The organism is Dokdonia sp. Dokd-P16 (genome assembly GCF_003095655.1).
GTDB lineage: Bacteria > Bacteroidota > Bacteroidia > Flavobacteriales > Flavobacteriaceae > Dokdonia.
Genome location: NZ_CP029151.1, coordinates 1,796,908 through 1,813,390, shown reverse-complemented (window position 1 = coordinate 1,813,390; position 16,483 = coordinate 1,796,908). Strand labels below are relative to the sequence as shown.

Sequence of the window (16,483 nt, the reverse complement as noted above, 5' to 3'; positions counted from 1 at the left end):
TATGCGTTACCTCCTATTAAGCTTAGTTTGTGTATGTACATTTTTTTCACAAAGCGTTCATGCACAAACTAAAAAAGACATTTCATTTACTATAGTAGACACTCCACCTAGATATCCTGGATGCAAGGGAGCAAATGCTAACTTTCTCAAGGAATGTTTCCGTAACAGTGTAGAAGCTCTTATTACAGATAATTTTGATTTTAAACAATTTGAGTCGCTTCTACCTAAAGGTAACCACAGAGTTTTTGTGCAATTCAGGATTTTAGAGGACGGCACTTACGACCAACTATCTGCACGCACACCTTATAATTCTATAGAAAAAGAGACACTCAAGGTTTTATCAAAACTACCGCGTTTTAAAGGAGCGATGCACAAAGACAAACCCAGAAATGCACTATTTGCTACAGCATTTACTGTTGTTGTAAACGAAGGTATTATGGCTACAGAAGACGATAAGAATTAGATTTCTTACACACTTAGCTATTATAAGGAATTACTCCTATTTTTTCCGTTTGAGTATCTCATCTTGCTCATTTAACAAACATTTATTACGTTATTCCTTCTGTCATGGGCTTCTCACAAGCACGGCATGGTAAAAACCCGTAAATTTATATGACTCATAAAAGTCATATATATGATTGCTATAGAAAACCTTGTCGAATTCTTTAATGAAACTCGAGCACACACAGAGAACATCTGTAAACCACTAGAAATTGAGGATTACGTAGTGCAACCCATTGCACACGTCTCTCCCCCAAAGTGGCACCTAGGCCATACAACTTGGTTTTTTGAAGAATTTATTCTCAAGCATCATAAGCAGGGATACACTCTTTTTAGTGAAGACTTTGCATTCGTATTTAATAGCTACTATGAGAGCGTAGGAAAAAGAGTCGTGCGCACAGATCGCGGCAACCTATCAAGACCAACAGTAGACCAAGTATATGCATACCGTAAATACGTCACTCAAGCACTCCAAGAGCTTCTTGAGGAAGAAATTACACCCACGGTAAAAAAGCTACTCACTATTGGCATACACCACGAGAAACAGCATCAAGAATTACTTGTCACAGATATTAAATACATTTTAGGTAACAATCCCCTTACGCCTATTTACGGAGGAGAATTACGCTTTCGCGAAAGCGAAAAAGGAACACAACCAAGCTTCATCTCTATTAGAGAAGGAGTTTATGAAATAGGTCACACAGGAAAAGAGTTTTGCTACGACAATGAATTAGGCCGTCACAAAGTATACTTGCACGATTATGAAATATCAAACAAACTAGTAACTAATGATGAGTGGATAGCATTTATTGAAGCTGGAGGTTATCAAGAAACACTCTTATGGCATGCCGAAGGCTGGGACTGGGTAAATACTCACGAGATAACTGCTCCCATGTACTGGCATCTAGTAGATGATCAATGGCACCAATACACGCTCAATAATGGATTACAAAAAATTAATCCAGATGACACACTTGTTCATATCTCCTATTACGAAGCATTTGCTTTTGCACAATGGAAAGGAATGAGGTTACCTACAGAATTTGAATGGGAGGTCGCTAGCTCCCAACTAGACTGGGGTGATCGATGGGAATGGACAGAAAGCTCATACTTACCTTACCCTGGCTACACTAAAGAAGAAGGATCACTAGGGGAATATAACGGGAAGTTCATGGTTAATCAAAAAGTCTTGAGAGGTGGCTCTGTAGCCACGCCATCTAAACATACAAGACATACCTATCGCAATTTCTTTCAGACCGGATTACGCTGGCAATTTACAGGCTTACGCCTAGCCAAATAATATTGAAAGTATTTATTAAAACTCACGACATAAACGTCTATGACGACCAAAACTACTACCATCACATCTGCATTTAGTCAAGAAGTAACAGAAGGACTCACCTCCTTCCCAAAGTTCCTTTCTTCAAAATATATCTATGACAAAAAAGGCGATAAGCTTTTTCAAGATATTATGGCAATGCCTACCTATTACCTCACAAACTGTGAGTTTGAAATTTTTGAAACGCATAAGGAAGCGATTTCAAAAGCCTTTACAGACAACGAAGGTTTTGACCTTATAGAACTGGGCGCTGGAGATGGCAAGAAAACTAAAGTCCTTTTAAAGCACTTAATAGAACGAGGAGACACCTTTGCATATCTACCTATAGATATTAGTCAGAATGTACTAGACGGTCTTAAAGAAAGTGTAGAAAGAGAAATACCAGATATTGTCATAAAACCTCAGCAAGGAACCTATTTTGAAGTCCTTGAAGATGTTGCTGGTTACAATGAACGCAAGAAGGTAATTATGGTACTAGGTTCAAATATAGGAAACCTACTACACCCACAGGCTATAGATTTCCTTACAAATATCCAGAATGCAATGACCCCAGGAGATTTGCTTTATATGGGATTTGATCAAAAGAAAAATCCGCAGACTATACTTGACGCTTATAATGACCCTGAAGGGGTTACCGAGGCGTTTAATAAAAACTTACTGCACCGTATTAATAATGAAATGGATGCAGATTTTAATCCTGATAATTTTAAACACTGGGAAGTTTATGACCCAGAAACAGGCACTGCCAAAAGTTATCTTGTAAGTACAAAAGACCAGTCTGTTACTATAAAATCGCTAGACCTTAAAGTAGATTTTACCGCATGGGAAACCATACATACGGAGATTAGTCAGAAATATGATGATAACATTGTAGAGTGGCTAGCTAGTGAATCTGGACTTGAGATAGTCAATGAATTTTCAGACAGCAAAGCTTATTATAAAAACTACTTATTCAAGAAAAAATAAATAGTTCAATAAGTACAGAAGCAACTTCTCAAATTTTAAAAAAAATTATTATGAAAGCAATTTGGAATGATCAAGTAATAGCAGAAAGTAATGATACCGTTGTAATTGAAAACAATCACTACTTTCCTCATGATGCTATAAAGAAAGAGTTTTTTACATCAAGTGAACTGCAGAGCACCTGCCCATGGAAAGGTGTCGCTTCTTACTATACTGTTACCGTAGATGGAAAAGAAAATAAAGACGCCGCTTGGTTTTATCCAGAAGTGAGCGAACTAGCAAAAGGAATTAAAAACCACGTTGCTTTCTGGCGAGGGATACAAGTAGTTGATTAAAACGACTTGTCGAAACAATACACAAAAAGCCATTTCTTAATAAGAAATGGCTTTTTCTATATATTATAATTCAAGAACACTATTTTCTGTAGCGGCATAAGCATTATACTGAAAACGATCTGCTTCTGCTTCATTTACCCACTCACCATCTACTACATAACGAAACTCGTAAGAGCTCTCTGTAGGAATATCAAAAGTTCCTTTAAAAGTTCCATTCTTTAATTTCTTGAGAGATGTAGATGTGTCCCAGTTATTAAAATCACCAGCAACAGCTACAGTACTTGCGTGTGCTGCAGGTATTGCAAATGTAACTTTACAAACAGGTTTTGTTTTTAAAAATTTTTTTGTGACTGCCATAATAAGAGGTTTAAAAATACACCCAAATATAGCAGGATATTTACTTAAAAAACATCATATCAATAGTTTAACCTTATTTTTACGATATAACAATATTGGGAGCTTTAAAATTAAAAAGCCACAAAGCGAAAACGTTTGCACTTCCTAAAAGTGTCGTAATTGTTTATCGAACATCACAAACTTAGTACTTTATTAATCGTAAACTCTACACGCAACCCTTATTTGATGCTACACAAGAACTAGCAATTTATTGAGATCTTCTTCTGTATTAAAATAATGAAATCCTACCCGCACACCTTCACCTCGTGCAATTGTTATTATTCCTTCATTCCTTAATCGTGCGACAAGCTGGTCATTTCCCTTGATATTAAAAAATGAACCATGATCTACTCGGTCTATAATTTCTTTTGAAATAAGTCCTCTCTCGGCAAAGGCTTCTTTTGCTTTAGCGTTTATAGTTTTTACTTTTTCATCTATGGTTTTCACACCTAGCTGTCGTATAACATCAATGGCGACACCTAGACTCCCGTAATTGAGCGTGTCTTGATGACCTGGCTCAAACCTTCCTAAAAAACTACCTTCTTGAGGCTTATATTTTCCTTGTATAGAATTGAAACCTGTAGTTCTAGGAGCTACACGCTCTGCTACAGACTCTTTAAATAAAAATAATGCATTACCATATCCAGCATTCATCCACTTGTAAGTACTTCCTCCTATCACATCAAATGCAGAATTATCAAAATCAAATATTTCGGTGCCTAGATATTGCGTAGCATCTGCAAAAAACAAGGTGTCGGGATATTTTGACTTTAACTCTTTCAAGAACTCATGATTGATTTTTATACCAGATAACCACTGCACCATAGAAAAGGCAAATATATCTGGTTGCGCTTTCGCGAAAGCGGTTGCTATCTCCTCCTCAACAGTTCCCGTAATTTTTATATAACTCAAGTCAAAGTCGCGACTCTCAAAAGGCCAGTTTACCGAAGGGTAATCTCCTTCTAAAAGAAGTACTTTTTTATGCGTTGTTATCCCATCTATAAGCGTGTTGAATCCGTAAGAAAAATTAGGCACAAGTGCTACTCTTTTTGCTTTACAAGAAAAAAGCTTACCTACCTTTTCTCGTACGCCTGTGAGTACTTTTGCTTGATTCTCTTTAAGTATACTACCTTGTATAAGAAAATCGAGATCATGCTCTTGACGCCACTCCATCACAGGCAGTGATAATAAGCCCGATGCTGCAGTATTGAGATAGGTGTACTGTTTTAAAATAGGAAAGAGTTTTGCAAAATTTTTCATAAGCTATTTACGATTGACGCTCAAAAAGGCTAATTTTATATAACCATCTAAAGGTCGCATTTTATGTCACTATTTTCAAAGAAAACTACTACTTCTATTGACCCTGTTCAAAAAGAACTTATTGAAAACGCGCAAGCACGCGTGCGTCAAAAGAAGAACCTTTATAGACACTTTGTTACTTTTCTTGCTGGCGCAATCTTACTTATTGTTATTAACCAAGTACTTCATGTAGGTGAAGAATTTAAACCATTCCAAAGGCCATGGTTTGTGTGGGCAATACTTATATGGACGTTCTTTTTCCTCATTCACCTTATAAATGTATTGCTCATGAGCAAGTTTATGAATAAAGAGTGGGAGCAAAAGCACCTCGATAGACTTGTTGCCAAACAGAAAGTACGTATAGCAGAGCTGGAAGAAAATGTAGCTTTATCACATCCATTACCAGAAAAAAAAAGTCCAGTAATGAGGAATCCTTCCTTACCACTAGACAACCAGAATACGCTCCTATGATAACAATGATTGCTGCAGCTGCAGAAAATAATGCTTTAGGAAAAGATGGTAACATCCCTTGGCATTTGCCAGACGATTTCAAACATTTTAAGCAATTAACCACTGGTCACCACATTATAATGGGACGTAAAACGTGGGAATCTTTCCCTAAACCGTTACCTAATCGCACACACATAGTGATTACTCGTGACGTAAATTATAAGGCAGAAAATGCTATAGTAGTGCATTCTCTTGAAGATGCACTAGCTTACAGCAGGGACGAAGCTCATACTTATATTATAGGTGGTGGTGAGATTTACAAATTAGGGATGGACTACGCCACACACATAGAACTCACACGCGTTCATAATGAATTTGAAGCAGATGCTTTTTTTCCAGAGATTGACACAAATCAATGGGAGTTAGTAAGTAGTGTTTTTCACGACGTAGATGATAGACATAAAAATGGATTTACTTTTGAAAGCTGGAAAAAGCTGTAATCCTCATTAAATAGTACATCATGAAACTTCGAGACAAAAAGACTGCCTTACTATTAATAGATTTACAGAAAGGATTTTCTGAAGAATCCCACTGGGGAGGCAATCGTAACAATCCCAATGCAGAAGAAAAAGCATTAGAATTACTTACAATGTGGCGCTCATTAGGTCTACCTATATTTCATAGCATTCATAGCTCTCGAGATCCACTATCACCACTTCATGAATCACAACCTGGTTTTCAAATGCTAGATGATCTCGTACCTCAACCTAATGAACCTCTCATTATAAAGCACGTAAATAGTGCCTTTATAGATACAGATCTCAAAGCACAACTAGACGCCCAGCACATCAAACAACTAGTAATTGTAGGTCTTACCACAAATCACTGTATCTCTACCACAACACGTATGGCTGGTAATTATGGGTTTGAAACATACCTAGTTTCTGACGCTACAGCAACTTTTGATAGAAAAGGAATAGATGGAAAAATATATCCTTCTGAGCTTATCCACCAGACGGCACTAGCGAGCTTACATAAAGAATTTACTACAGTCATTGACACCGCTAGTCTTTTAGAGATTCTATAATACCCTGCTTATATCAATACAATAGTTATTGTATTTTTGAACTTTTAAATTTAATCTAGTACGCTTTCGCGAAAGCGTAATAACAACAGGTATCTTCTAGGTTTTGTATTTTTACGCCAACTAATGAATTCTTAATTATGAAAGCATATATATTTCCAGGACAAGGAGCCCAATTCTCAGGAATGGGTCTAGATATTTTTGAAAAGTACCCTCTTGCACAAAGTCTCTTTTTAAAGGCAAATGATGTATTAGGTTTTAATATTACAGACGTAATGTTTGAAGGATCTGCAGAAGATTTGAAGCAAACTCAAGTTACTCAGCCTGCCATATTCATTCATTCTATAGCACTTAAAACAGTGATGACAGATTTTGAACCTTCTATGGTTGCTGGTCACTCTCTTGGAGAATTCTCTGCACTCGTTGCAAGTGGTGCGCTAGATTTTGAAGACGGTCTTAAACTTGTAAGTAAGCGTGCTCAGGCTATGCAAAAGGCATGTGAATTACAACCTTCTACTATGGCGGCCGTTTTAGGTCTTGAAGATCACATTGTAGAAGAAGTTTGTAATGAAATTGCTGGTGTTGTTGTGGCAGCAAACTATAATTGCCCTGGCCAGCTTGTTATTTCTGGTGAGGTAGAGGCGATTAACAAAGCTTGCGAGGCTATGAAGGAAAAAGGTGCACGCCGTGCTCTAGTACTACCTGTAGGTGGTGCTTTTCATTCTCCTATGATGGAGCCAGCTCGTGAAGAACTAGCCGCAGCGATAGAGAATACAGTTTTTAAAAACCCAGTATGCCCTATTTATCAAAATGTAACTGCTAGTGCTGTTACAAGTGCTAGCGAGATTCAAAAAAACCTTATCGCACAGCTTACTGCCCCTGTAAGGTGGACACAAACTATACAACAAATGGTAGCAGATGGTGCTACAGAATTTGTTGAAGTAGGACCAGGTAAAGTATTACAAGGTCTTGTAAGAAAAATAAATAGAGATGTGACGGCAAGCAGCGCAGCGCTTCCAGAATAAATTACAAACATATATCCATAAAAAAACCAGCCCTAGGGCTGGTTTTTTATTGTCTAAAAATTACAATGTTTTTATACATTATAATTTTTGTAAACTATATATAAATTAGTTTACTGCTTTTTTTACAGCATCACCAGCTTTAGTTGCAGCATCTTTAGTTGCATTTGCAGCGTTGTTTGCAGCATCTTTAGTTGCATTTACAGCATTGTTTGCAGCGTCTTTTGTTGCATTTGCAGCATCCTTAACAGCATCACCAGTTGCGTTTGCAGCATCCTTTGCACCTTCCATAGTTGCATCGGCAGCATTTTCGATAGCATTTCCTGCTTCGCTTGCAGCATTTCCAGCAGCATCAGCAGCTTCACCAGCAGCATCTTTCACAGAATTTCCTGCGTCATTAAGAGCATCACCAGTTGAATTTGCAGCGTTTTCAACAGCATTTCCAGCTTCATTTGCTTTCTCTTCCATTTCTCTACAAGAAACAGCTCCTACGATTAATGCTAAAGCAGCAACATTTAAAATAAATCTTTTCATAATTGAATTTGTTTGGATAATTAGATGCGCGAATTTAACATAATTTCACATTCTCATAACATAAAATATTTAATATCTAGAGTGATTATCGACAAAATGCAAATTTCTTAGGTATTACGTCAAAATCTTAACGATTTAAGATAAATCTTGATTTGGAATGCATTTCTTGAATATTTCTAAAAAAATTAATAAAACAATTTATGGTAGGAATTATTCCTAATTTTCATACATTTACCCTATGGGCATAAACGATTTACCTTCAGAAATACGCAGATTTAAAGAAGTACGAGAAGATCACGACTTCACACAAGCAGAATTTGCAGATAAATTAGGAATAAAAAATAGCACGGCAGATATAGAACGTGGTAGAACAAAACTATCTGGACAAGTTATTACTGAGCTATTGAGACTCTTTAATATCAATCCATTATGGATTTATGGCTATAGCAAGCAAAAACATCTCAATACAGACAAAAGTGATGTAAGTCCTAAGGTTGTTGTAGTCGATAAAGATGATAATGAAAACATGGTGCTGGTAAATCAAAAAGCAGCTGCTGGATATCCTAATAATATTGCAGATGTAGAATGGTATCAAAAACTACCTGCCTTTGATTTTCCTATCCCGCAGTATCGCAATGCTACTTATAGAGGTTTTCAAATAGAAGGCGACAGTATGATGCCTAGTTTTAGACCAGAAGATTGGGTACTTGCTAAAGGAGTGGAGAGCTTAGACTACGCTAGTGACAATAAAGTGTATGTCATTGTCTTACAAGACGCGGTAGTCGTTAAGAAATTGCAGAAATTGCCAGATTCAAAAAAGGTCTTATTAATATCTATAAATGAAGAGTATGTGCCTTACGAAGTAGCGATAAGTGACATTCAAGAAATATGGCAGGTTAATAGTAAGCTCACTTTTAATCTTGACGAAGGAAGTAGCAATAGTTTACTTAAGGAACTCCAGCAATCCATGCTCGATCTCAAAGCACAAATGACACAATTTAAAGCATAAAAAAAGGTCGATAACTCAATGAGCTATCGACCTTTTTACAATACAAACTTGATTACTAGTTATCAGTTTTTACTTTTACTTCTCCGTCTTCATCTACTTTTACCTTAGTTTCAGAACCATCTACGCCTTCTACCTTTAATTTGTAGCCATCGTCAGTATCTTTTTCCTTAGTTACTTCACCATTAGCCTTTGCTTCTTCTATAATAACTTCGGCCTCAGTTTTCTTTTCTTTACAAGATGTAAATGATACTGCAAGAATACCAAGAGCTAAAGCTCCTATTTTTAATGATTTCATAATTTTAAATTTTGGTTGTTAAAACAAGTGGTTACTAGACTTAATTATCGTCTGTGCCGCCAGTTCCTGTATTCTCTTTGATCTCGTCAACACCTTCTCCTATAGCATCTCCAGCATCATCCATAGCGTCTTCTACATCATCCATTGCATCTTCTACATCATCATTATCTGTAGATACTTCCACAGTTTTATTCTCTCTACAAGAAGTAAGGGTAAATGACGTTCCTAAAAGAGCTACAAGTGTTAGACTTAAAAAAATTCTTTTCATTTTGAATAAATTAAATAGTTAATTAAATGATATACGAACGTGAGCGACTTTTAGTTGTCGTCTCCTATTTTTTCTATCTCTTCGTTAATTTCTTCGTTTACTTTATTATCTACCTTCTTTGCTGCTCTTTCTAAGATGCCTTCACTTTCTCTTTCAGTTTCTACCTGAACTTCTTTTACAACTGTAGTTTCTTTTACCTCAGTCTCTCTGCAGCTTGCTATTGTAAATGATGCAATTAATAGTGCGATAATTGTAATATTTCTTGTTTTCATAATTTGATGGTTGTTTAGAGCACAAATGTATCTTAGTAATAATGCCGTAAAGCACAATTTATAACCAAGGTTTTCCAAACCATTCGTTAACTTTTGAATATCTAGCTCATTTATAGATAAAAACTGTTAATTTTATTTTCATGAATTTTAGAGACACTTACAATTTCTTAGAACGACTACAACAGAACAACACAAAAGAGTGGATGGATGCTCATAGAAATGAGTATCATCATGTACGAGATAATCACATCAAATGGCTTAATCACTTAAATGACAAACTCGCCCAATTTGATACTGAGTATTTTGACACCCCAGGCAAAAAAGCAATTAATCGCATCAATAACAATTTGATGTTTCATCCTAACAAACCTATTTACAAAGATCACATAGGTGCAGGACTCGACCAGAAAACAAAACAAGGAGATTTTTATATTGAAATAGGTCTCAGTCAGAATTTACTAGCAGGAGGTTTTTGGAGGCCTAAAAAAGAAATTTTACAAAGTATACGCGAAGCCATAGATTATAATGGTGAGGAGTTAAAAGCTATTATAAACAAACCTAGTTTTGTAAAAACATTTGGCGGTTTGTGGGAAGACGATAAACTTAAAACAGCTCCAAAAGGATTTTCTAAAGATCACCCACACATAGATTTATTAAGAAACAAAACGTTTGCAGTAGAAGTGACACTCTCACAAGAACAAGTACTAGCAGATGATTTTGAAAAAAGAATTATAACAGTCTATAAAGAGATGCTCTCCTTTAGAAGATACTTAAGAGAGGCTGTATCTATAGTAACTTAGAAACCGTCCTTTAGTCTTGAGCAAGCTAATTACTTAAGTAGTCAACAATCGCTTTTGTGGCACCCGTATTACTATTAATAAAGTGTCCCGCAATCATCCCTGTTTGCGCTCTAAATTTTTCATCTAAGATTAATTTGGATAGACGCTCATCAAATTCGGCCTGATTAGTTACGGCATAAAGTCCTGCGAGTTGCTGTAGTTTTTTTGCCTCGGGAAACTTATCAAAATTCCCTCCAGTAATTATGGGTACACCAAAGGTTGCTGGCTCAAGAATATTATGCAGTCCTGTAGTTCCCATCGCTCCACCCACGTAAGCAATATCTGCATAGCTATATATTTTAGTAAGAAGACCTATAGTATCTATAATCAATACATCGCAAGACGCCAGTGACGCTGCACTCATTTGAGAGTATAGCATTACTCTGCCCTTAATACTTGAGGCTAGCAGTGCAATTTTCTCAGGCTTAATTTCATGCGGTGCTATGATAAATTTTGCTGCGCCTTCATTCCTATTGATATAATTTACAATCACAGCATCATCTTCTGCCCAAGTACTGCCACACACTACACATGTTTTGTCATTCTTAAAAGTATGGACAAAATCTAAGGTGTTGTCCATTTCGATTTGATGACTCACTCTATCATATCTGGTATCTCCACTTACGCTAAAATTTTCAAATCCCAACTTCTGTAATACAGTTGCCGAATCTTCGTTTTGCAAAAAAAAGTGCTCAAAACTTTTGAGAGATGCTGTCATCCACTTTCCATAAGGTTTAAAAAATGGCTGACTTTCCCTAAATACCCCTGAAATTAAAAAAGTGCGAATCCTTCGGCGTTTGAGTTCGCTTAAATAGTTCGGCCAGAATTCATATTTCACAAGAAACACCATCTCTGGAGATACTATATCTAAAAACCTAGAAACATTTTTTGGGGTGTCAAATGGCAGGTAAACGGTAGCTTTCGCGAAAGCGTTATTCTTTTTGATCTCATAACCAGAAGGCGAGAAAAAGCTAATTACCATCTGGTGCTCTGGATACTTCTTTTTTAACTCCTCAAGAACAGGTACTCCTTGCTCGTATTCTCCTAAAGAGGCTGCATGCATCCAGATAGTAGGCTTGCCAGCTATGATTTCTCGTTTAAGGATTTTCAAGGTGTGCTTACGTCCTACTATCGACTTCTTAAGCTTTGCATTAAAAAAACCAGCTACTGGAATTAGCGCTTGAATAAGCCTGATTAAAAGAGAATACAATTTATGCATGGTTTCAAAAATAGTGCTTTGTTCTATAAATAGATTGTTAAGCGGTTGTAGTTTTTGTAATTTCGTTTCGTGTGAAAAAACACATTTATTTATAACTACACTTGCAGGGTTGCCACTTGCTTCCCTCCCACTATACGATGAAAAAAATTCAAATGGTCGACCTTAAAGGTCAATATGCACAGATCAAAGAACGAGTTGATAGCTCAATCATGGAGGTGATTGAAAATACCGCTTTTGTAAACGGACCAGAAGTACACGCCTTTCAAAAAGAACTAGAGGAATACCTAGGAGTAAAAAATGTTATTCCTTGTGCAAACGGCACAGACGCTTTACAAATTGCTATGATGGGTCTAGGTCTAGAGCAAGGTGACGAAGTAATCACTGCAGATTTTACATTTGCCGCTACCGTAGAAGTTATTGCGCTTTTAAAGCTTACACCGGTGCTAGTAGATGTTGACCCCGTAAACTTTAACATCGATATTGAAGCCATAAAAAAGGCAATTACTCCAAAAACTAAAGCAATTGTACCTGTGCATCTTTTTGGAATGGCAGCAAATATGGATGCCATTATGAATCTTGCTAAGGAGCACAATCTTTACGTAATAGAAGATAACGCACAAGGAATAGGTTCTACATTTACTGGCCGTGACGGACAGAAAGTCAAAACTGGTGGTATAGGACACGTAGGTACAACGTCTTTCTTTCCATCTAAAAATCTAGGATGCTACGGTGATGGTGGTGCTATTTTTACAAATGATGATGAGCTAGCTCACACCATTAGAGGAATAGTAAACCATGGTATGTATGAACGTTATCACCACGACGTAGTAGGTGTTAATAGTAGGCTAGACTCCATACAAGCTGCGGTACTTAGAGCAAAATTACCTCATTTAGACAGTTACAACAAGGCTAGAAGGGATGCTGCACGTAAGTACACTGCCGCTTTTACAAATGAGCCTAAAATTATAACTCCATTTATATGTGACAGCTGTGATTGCCACGTCTTTCACCAGTACACACTTCGAGTGAAAGATACAGATCGCGATACGCTAGTAAAACATCTTAATGAAAATGGTATTCCTTGTGGAGTGTACTACCCAATACCACTACACAGCCAGAAGGCGTATAAAGATACTCGCTATAATGAGGCAGACTTCCCAGTGACTAATGCTATTGTAAAGGATTGTATCTCTTTACCTATGCACACAGAACTAGAGGATGATCAAATCGCATTTATAACTAAAACTATTATTGATTTTGTAAATAAATAAGCTATGAAATACCACCTCTCTCTACTACTTGTCGTATTTACAAGTTTTATGCTATCGGGTCAAGAAACGCTTCTCCATTGCGGGAAACTGATTGATACTAATAATGGAAAAGTTTTAACCGAACAAACGGTAACCATTTTAGGCAATAGCATTATAAAAGTTGAGAAAGGTTACGCTTCCGCGAAAAGTGGCCAGACCATTATTGATCTTAAGTCAAAGACAGTAATGCCTGGCTTTATAGATATGCACGTGCACGTCGAAAGTGAGACCAATCCAAAGAAATATTTGGAAACCTTTACTAAAAATGAGGCAGATGTAGCCTTTACTGCTGCCGAAATTGCAGAGAGAACACTCATGGCAGGATTTACTACTGTACGAGATCTAGGAGGAAGTGGTGTAAATGTATCTCTAAGAAATGCTATAAATAACGGCACCACGAGAGGTCCACGCATCTTTACTGCCGAAAAGGCTATAGGAACCACTGGAGGTCATGCAGATCCTACAAATGGCTTTAAAAAGGTGAATATGGGAGATCCTGGTCCGGCTGAAGGGGTTATTAATAGTGTAGACGATGCTAGAAAAGCAGTAAGACAACGCTATAAAAATGGCGCTGATCTTATAAAGATTACCGCAACTGGCGGCGTACTCAGTGTCAGTAAGAATGGAGACAACCCACAGTTTCGCCAAGAGGAGGTAGATGAGATTGTGCGCACCGCCAAAGAATACGGAATGCACGTCGCTGCGCATGCTCACGGAAAAGAGGGAATGGAACGCGCTATTAAAGCAGGTGTACAGACTATAGAACACGGCTCCTTTATGGATGAAGAAACCGTAAAACTCATGAAACAACATGGCACCTACCTTGTCCCTACGCTATCTGCAGGAAAATATGTTGCAGAGAAAGCAAAAGTAAAAGGCTACTATCCAGACATTATTATTCCTAAGATTGAAAAAGTAGATGCTACACTTAAAAAGACATTTACCATGGTTGCACAATCTGGAGTAAACATCGCTTTTGGAACAGATGCAGGCGTATTTCCTCACGGAGAGAATGCAAAGGAATTTCGCTACATGACTGAATATGGATGGTCACCTATGTTCGCTATCCAATCTGCTACCATCACAAATGGAAAGCTATTAGATATGGAAGGTAAGTTAGGGGTAATTGCTGCTGGATATCTTGCAGACATTGTTGCAACAGATAATGACCCTACGCAAGACATCACAACGACAGAGCGTGTTTCATTTGTCATGAAGAACGGTATTGTATATAAGCAGTAAAGAAACCCAAGTAATATCAATTGACGCTCATTTCCTCAATGGTTTAAGAAGCTCAACATTACCCATAAAAAAACCTCGCTCAGTATATGAGCGAGGTTTTTTTATAAGTTATAAATGGGTTTTACTTTGCCATTATAATAAATTCTGACCTTCTATTAAGCTGGTGCTCTTCTTCTGAGCATTCTATGCCATTTGCACAAGCATTTGTAAGCTGCGTTTCACCATAGCCACGACCTGTAAGCCTAGAAGCATCTATACCGCCTTGCTGCACAATATAGCGTATTGTAGATACATTTCTACGTTGAGAGAGCTTCATGTTGTAAGCATCTGGGGCACGACTATCTGTATGTGACCTAACGTCAATTTTTAACGTAGGATACTGTTGCATTACCGCAATCACCTTTTCTAGTTCAAGAGCAGCATCTGGGCGTATGTTTGATTTATCAAAGTCAAAATAAATTGGATTAAGTTCTAGTATATTAGTAAGATCTCCTCCTATAACAAGTTGAGCTCCAGGCTTCAAATAAACATCACGATTTATAATACCACCTACATCACTACTTGTAGTTAAAATAACTTCGTGTGGCTCATAAGTATCCTTTGCACCTCGCACTACATAAGTTTCACTACAATTTACATCACTAAAAGTAAATTTTCCTAGATCATCACTTGTTACCGTTGCTACAACTTGGTTTACCTTATCTCTTAATGTCACTGTAGTTTGCGGAAGTATCTCATCTGTCTTTACATCTCTAGTAGTACCTACGATGTTTTGAGCGCAATTAGTCAAAATCTTTCTATCTCTTGTAAAGCTATAAATATCATCGTTACCTAGACCAGATGCACGATTAGAAGAAAAATATCCAGTTCCTCTAGACTCGCTTAAAATAAGTCCAAAATCGTCTGCACTACTATTAACAGGCTTTCCTACATTATATGAAGCTCCTACTTTACCATCATCACTTAATTGAGTAACAAACACATCCAATCCTCCAAGACCTACGTGGCCATCTGTGGCATAAAACAATTTGTTGTCGCTACTCACAAATGGAAAGGTTTCTCTTCCTTCTGTGTTAATCTCGCTTCCTAGATTTATAGGTGTTCCATAAGTGCCATCTTCGTTTATAGTAGACATCCATATATCACTTAATCCTTTTGTACCTGGCATATCTGATGCAAAGTACAATATCGTACCATCAGGACTCAATGCAGGATGCGCCGTAGAGTATTCATCACTATTAAAAGGAAGCTCTTCTGGAATACTCCATACACCACCTCGCTTATAGCTATGGTACAACTTTAATTTCGTAGTTCCTGCTTCATCTCTTTTGAGCTTTGTTTTTTTACTGTAATTGTTACGTGTAAAATACATCTCATCTCCACTTTCTGTAAAGACAGAGCTACTCTCATGATATGGAGTATTTATATTTTTTGAAAATTTTTCAATAGATGGATTATCGCTTTTTGCATTATCTACTACATATAGATCTAAGAAAGGCTGATTATTCCAATCATGAATGTAGTCACCAGTACTGCTCTTTCTGTTTGAAGAAATCACAACTCTTTCACCAAGGAAACTTGGACTAAAATCTTGTAACTCTGTATTAAAATTAACTTGCTCTATAGCATAACGTCCAGACTGTGCTTCTATTTCCTTAAGGTAATCACGTTCTTTCTCAAACATTTCCCCTCGAGTATCTGTCCCGCTCATTTGTACGAATACAGCCATCATTTTATCTGCTTTATCGTATTTCTTAATACTCTTAAGCGACTGTGCATATCTAAAATAATATTCAGGAGATACTTCTTCTCCTGTAGTAACTAACTTCTCATACCATTGCACTGCATCTGCATAGTCTGCTGTAAAGTAATAAGAGTCTCCTAGCTTTGAAAAAACTTCTGGAGAGGTAAACCCTCTATTTGCAACTCTTGAGTATAAATCACGTGCATTTACGTATGCAAATTCCTCAAATTTTTCTCCTGCAACTTTAACCTTACCTTCTTGAGCATACCCGAGGGTACCACTAAAAATGAAGGATAAAATAATTATATAGTGGAATACTTGTTTCATAAATATGTGTTTTAAAAATCTTCTACTAAATAAAG

Annotated in this window: 20 protein-coding genes; 12 read left to right on the top strand and 8 right to left on the bottom strand. The window is 37.0% G+C overall.

Going from position 1 to position 16,483, the window contains the following annotated elements; genetic code table 11:
- Window position 1 precedes the first annotated feature (1 nt).
- From DCS32_RS08125 to DCS32_RS08110, 4 genes are all read left to right on the top strand, one after another.
- Window positions 2-463 (top strand): hypothetical protein, encoded by a 462-nt coding sequence (locus DCS32_RS08125; protein WP_108877816.1) that lies wholly within the window; start codon window positions 2-4, stop codon window positions 461-463.
- Window positions 464-634: 171 nt separating this feature from the next.
- On the top strand, window positions 635-1,801 hold the full coding sequence (gene egtB, locus DCS32_RS08120; RefSeq protein WP_108877815.1) for an ergothioneine biosynthesis protein EgtB: 1,167 nt from the start codon (window positions 635-637) through the stop codon (window positions 1,799-1,801).
- A gap of 39 nt (window positions 1,802-1,840) precedes the next feature.
- Window positions 1,841-2,806 carry an L-histidine N(alpha)-methyltransferase gene (locus DCS32_RS08115; protein WP_108877814.1) on the top strand — a complete coding sequence of 322 codons (966 nt, stop codon included), beginning with the start codon at window positions 1,841-1,843 and terminating at the stop codon, window positions 2,804-2,806.
- Between the two features lie 50 nt (window positions 2,807-2,856).
- Complete coding sequence (locus DCS32_RS08110) at window positions 2,857-3,138, top strand: DUF427 domain-containing protein (RefSeq protein WP_013750275.1); 282 nt, start codon at window positions 2,857-2,859, stop codon at window positions 3,136-3,138.
- A 63-nt stretch (window positions 3,139-3,201) separates the two neighbouring features.
- On the opposite strand, the gene DCS32_RS08105 is transcribed toward DCS32_RS08110, so the two are convergent.
- Both DCS32_RS08105 and DCS32_RS08100 read right to left on the bottom strand, forming a co-directional pair.
- The gene (locus DCS32_RS08105; protein WP_108877813.1) at window positions 3,202-3,495 is read right to left on the bottom strand and encodes an isoamylase early set domain-containing protein; all 294 of its coding nucleotides are present in this window, start codon (window positions 3,493-3,495) and stop codon (window positions 3,202-3,204) included.
- Between the two features lie 228 nt (window positions 3,496-3,723).
- Window positions 3,724-4,794 (bottom strand): aminotransferase class V-fold PLP-dependent enzyme, encoded by a 1,071-nt coding sequence (locus DCS32_RS08100; protein WP_108877812.1) that lies wholly within the window; start codon window positions 4,792-4,794, stop codon window positions 3,724-3,726.
- Between the two features lie 63 nt (window positions 4,795-4,857).
- Here DCS32_RS08100 and DCS32_RS08095 point away from each other — a divergent pair, with 63 nt between their 5' ends.
- The 4 genes from DCS32_RS08095 (at window position 4,858) to fabD (ending at window position 7,392) form a co-directional block, all read left to right on the top strand.
- Window positions 4,858-5,304 (top strand): 2TM domain-containing protein, encoded by a 447-nt coding sequence (locus DCS32_RS08095; protein WP_108877811.1) that lies wholly within the window; start codon window positions 4,858-4,860, stop codon window positions 5,302-5,304.
- Window positions 5,301-5,783 carry a dihydrofolate reductase gene (locus tag DCS32_RS08090; RefSeq protein ID WP_108877810.1) on the top strand — a complete coding sequence of 161 codons (483 nt, stop codon included), beginning with the start codon at window positions 5,301-5,303 and terminating at the stop codon, window positions 5,781-5,783. Before DCS32_RS08095 ends, DCS32_RS08090 begins: the two co-directional genes overlap by 4 nt.
- Window positions 5,784-5,803: 20 nt before the next feature.
- Entirely contained in the window at window positions 5,804-6,370 is a 567-nt protein-coding gene (locus tag DCS32_RS08085; RefSeq protein ID WP_108877809.1) for a cysteine hydrolase family protein, read from the top strand.
- A 137-nt stretch (window positions 6,371-6,507) separates the two neighbouring features.
- Complete coding sequence (gene fabD, locus DCS32_RS08080; RefSeq protein WP_108877808.1) at window positions 6,508-7,392, top strand: ACP S-malonyltransferase; 885 nt, start codon at window positions 6,508-6,510, stop codon at window positions 7,390-7,392.
- A gap of 105 nt (window positions 7,393-7,497) precedes the next feature.
- Here fabD and DCS32_RS08075 read toward each other — a convergent pair whose 3' ends face one another.
- On the bottom strand, window positions 7,498-7,923 hold the full coding sequence (locus tag DCS32_RS08075) for a hypothetical protein (protein WP_108877807.1): 426 nt from the start codon (window positions 7,921-7,923) through the stop codon (window positions 7,498-7,500).
- A 238-nt stretch (window positions 7,924-8,161) separates the two neighbouring features.
- Between DCS32_RS08075 and DCS32_RS08070 the strand changes: the two genes are divergently transcribed.
- Entirely contained in the window at window positions 8,162-8,932 is a 771-nt protein-coding gene (locus tag DCS32_RS08070) for a helix-turn-helix transcriptional regulator (RefSeq protein WP_108877806.1), read from the top strand.
- 55 nt (window positions 8,933-8,987) lie between these two features.
- On the opposite strand, the gene DCS32_RS08065 is transcribed toward DCS32_RS08070, so the two are convergent.
- The 3 genes from DCS32_RS08065 to DCS32_RS08055 are packed head-to-tail and all read right to left on the bottom strand — an operon-like array spanning window position 8,988 to window position 9,767.
- Window positions 8,988-9,227, bottom strand: a complete 240-nt coding sequence (locus tag DCS32_RS08065) for a hypothetical protein (RefSeq protein ID WP_108877805.1) — start codon at window positions 9,225-9,227, stop codon at window positions 8,988-8,990.
- 40 nt (window positions 9,228-9,267) lie between these two features.
- Window positions 9,268-9,495: a hypothetical protein gene (locus DCS32_RS08060; RefSeq protein WP_108877804.1), complete on the bottom strand. Its 228-nt coding sequence runs from the start codon at window positions 9,493-9,495 to the stop codon at window positions 9,268-9,270.
- A 50-nt stretch (window positions 9,496-9,545) separates the two neighbouring features.
- Window positions 9,546-9,767 (bottom strand): hypothetical protein, encoded by a 222-nt coding sequence (locus DCS32_RS08055; protein WP_108877803.1) that lies wholly within the window; start codon window positions 9,765-9,767, stop codon window positions 9,546-9,548.
- A 140-nt stretch (window positions 9,768-9,907) separates the two neighbouring features.
- On the opposite strand from DCS32_RS08055, the gene DCS32_RS08050 reads away from it, so the two are divergent.
- The gene (locus tag DCS32_RS08050) at window positions 9,908-10,567 is read left to right on the top strand and encodes a DUF2461 domain-containing protein (RefSeq protein WP_108877802.1); all 660 of its coding nucleotides are present in this window, start codon (window positions 9,908-9,910) and stop codon (window positions 10,565-10,567) included.
- Window positions 10,568-10,592: 25 nt separating this feature from the next.
- Here DCS32_RS08050 and DCS32_RS08045 read toward each other — a convergent pair whose 3' ends face one another.
- Entirely contained in the window at window positions 10,593-11,825 is a 1,233-nt protein-coding gene (locus DCS32_RS08045; RefSeq protein ID WP_204161809.1) for a 3-deoxy-D-manno-octulosonic acid transferase, read from the bottom strand.
- A gap of 137 nt (window positions 11,826-11,962) precedes the next feature.
- On the opposite strand from DCS32_RS08045, the gene DCS32_RS08040 reads away from it, so the two are divergent.
- Window positions 11,963-13,096 carry a DegT/DnrJ/EryC1/StrS family aminotransferase gene (locus DCS32_RS08040; RefSeq protein ID WP_108877800.1) on the top strand — a complete coding sequence of 378 codons (1,134 nt, stop codon included), beginning with the start codon at window positions 11,963-11,965 and terminating at the stop codon, window positions 13,094-13,096.
- A 3-nt stretch (window positions 13,097-13,099) separates the two neighbouring features.
- Window positions 13,100-14,377, top strand: coding sequence for a metal-dependent hydrolase family protein (locus tag DCS32_RS08035; protein WP_108877799.1), 1,278 nt, complete (start codon window positions 13,100-13,102; stop codon window positions 14,375-14,377).
- Between the two features lie 121 nt (window positions 14,378-14,498).
- Here DCS32_RS08035 and DCS32_RS08030 read toward each other — a convergent pair whose 3' ends face one another.
- Window positions 14,499-16,448: an OmpA family protein gene (locus DCS32_RS08030; protein ID WP_108877798.1), complete on the bottom strand. Its 1,950-nt coding sequence runs from the start codon at window positions 16,446-16,448 to the stop codon at window positions 14,499-14,501.
- Window positions 16,449-16,483 lie beyond the last annotated feature (35 nt).

Bases quoted from the DNA above. Each gene is read 5' to 3' on its own strand.
- DCS32_RS08125 (WP_108877816.1), top strand. From the start codon at position 2: ATGCGTTACCTCCTATTAAGCTTAGTTTGTGTATGTACATTTTTTTCA.
- egtB (WP_108877815.1), top strand. From the start codon at position 635: ATGATTGCTATAGAAAACCTTGTCGAATTCTTTAATGAAACTCGAGCA.
- DCS32_RS08115 (WP_108877814.1), top strand. From the start codon at position 1,841: ATGACGACCAAAACTACTACCATCACATCTGCATTTAGTCAAGAAGTA.
- DCS32_RS08110 (WP_013750275.1), top strand. From the start codon at position 2,857: ATGAAAGCAATTTGGAATGATCAAGTAATAGCAGAAAGTAATGATACC.
- DCS32_RS08105 (WP_108877813.1), bottom strand. From the start codon at position 3,495: ATGGCAGTCACAAAAAAATTTTTAAAAACAAAACCTGTTTGTAAAGTT.
- DCS32_RS08100 (WP_108877812.1), bottom strand. From the start codon at position 4,794: ATGAAAAATTTTGCAAAACTCTTTCCTATTTTAAAACAGTACACCTAT.
- DCS32_RS08095 (WP_108877811.1), top strand. From the start codon at position 4,858: ATGTCACTATTTTCAAAGAAAACTACTACTTCTATTGACCCTGTTCAA.
- DCS32_RS08090 (WP_108877810.1), top strand. From the start codon at position 5,301: ATGATAACAATGATTGCTGCAGCTGCAGAAAATAATGCTTTAGGAAAA.
- DCS32_RS08085 (WP_108877809.1), top strand. From the start codon at position 5,804: ATGAAACTTCGAGACAAAAAGACTGCCTTACTATTAATAGATTTACAG.
- fabD (WP_108877808.1), top strand. From the start codon at position 6,508: ATGAAAGCATATATATTTCCAGGACAAGGAGCCCAATTCTCAGGAATG.
- DCS32_RS08075 (WP_108877807.1), bottom strand. From the start codon at position 7,923: ATGAAAAGATTTATTTTAAATGTTGCTGCTTTAGCATTAATCGTAGGA.
- DCS32_RS08070 (WP_108877806.1), top strand. From the start codon at position 8,162: ATGGGCATAAACGATTTACCTTCAGAAATACGCAGATTTAAAGAAGTA.
- DCS32_RS08065 (WP_108877805.1), bottom strand. From the start codon at position 9,227: ATGAAATCATTAAAAATAGGAGCTTTAGCTCTTGGTATTCTTGCAGTA.
- DCS32_RS08060 (WP_108877804.1), bottom strand. From the start codon at position 9,495: ATGAAAAGAATTTTTTTAAGTCTAACACTTGTAGCTCTTTTAGGAACG.
- DCS32_RS08055 (WP_108877803.1), bottom strand. From the start codon at position 9,767: ATGAAAACAAGAAATATTACAATTATCGCACTATTAATTGCATCATTT.
- DCS32_RS08050 (WP_108877802.1), top strand. From the start codon at position 9,908: ATGAATTTTAGAGACACTTACAATTTCTTAGAACGACTACAACAGAAC.
- DCS32_RS08045 (WP_204161809.1), bottom strand. From the start codon at position 11,825: ATGCATAAATTGTATTCTCTTTTAATCAGGCTTATTCAAGCGCTAATT.
- DCS32_RS08040 (WP_108877800.1), top strand. From the start codon at position 11,963: ATGAAAAAAATTCAAATGGTCGACCTTAAAGGTCAATATGCACAGATC.
- DCS32_RS08035 (WP_108877799.1), top strand. From the start codon at position 13,100: ATGAAATACCACCTCTCTCTACTACTTGTCGTATTTACAAGTTTTATG.
- DCS32_RS08030 (WP_108877798.1), bottom strand. From the start codon at position 16,448: ATGAAACAAGTATTCCACTATATAATTATTTTATCCTTCATTTTTAGT.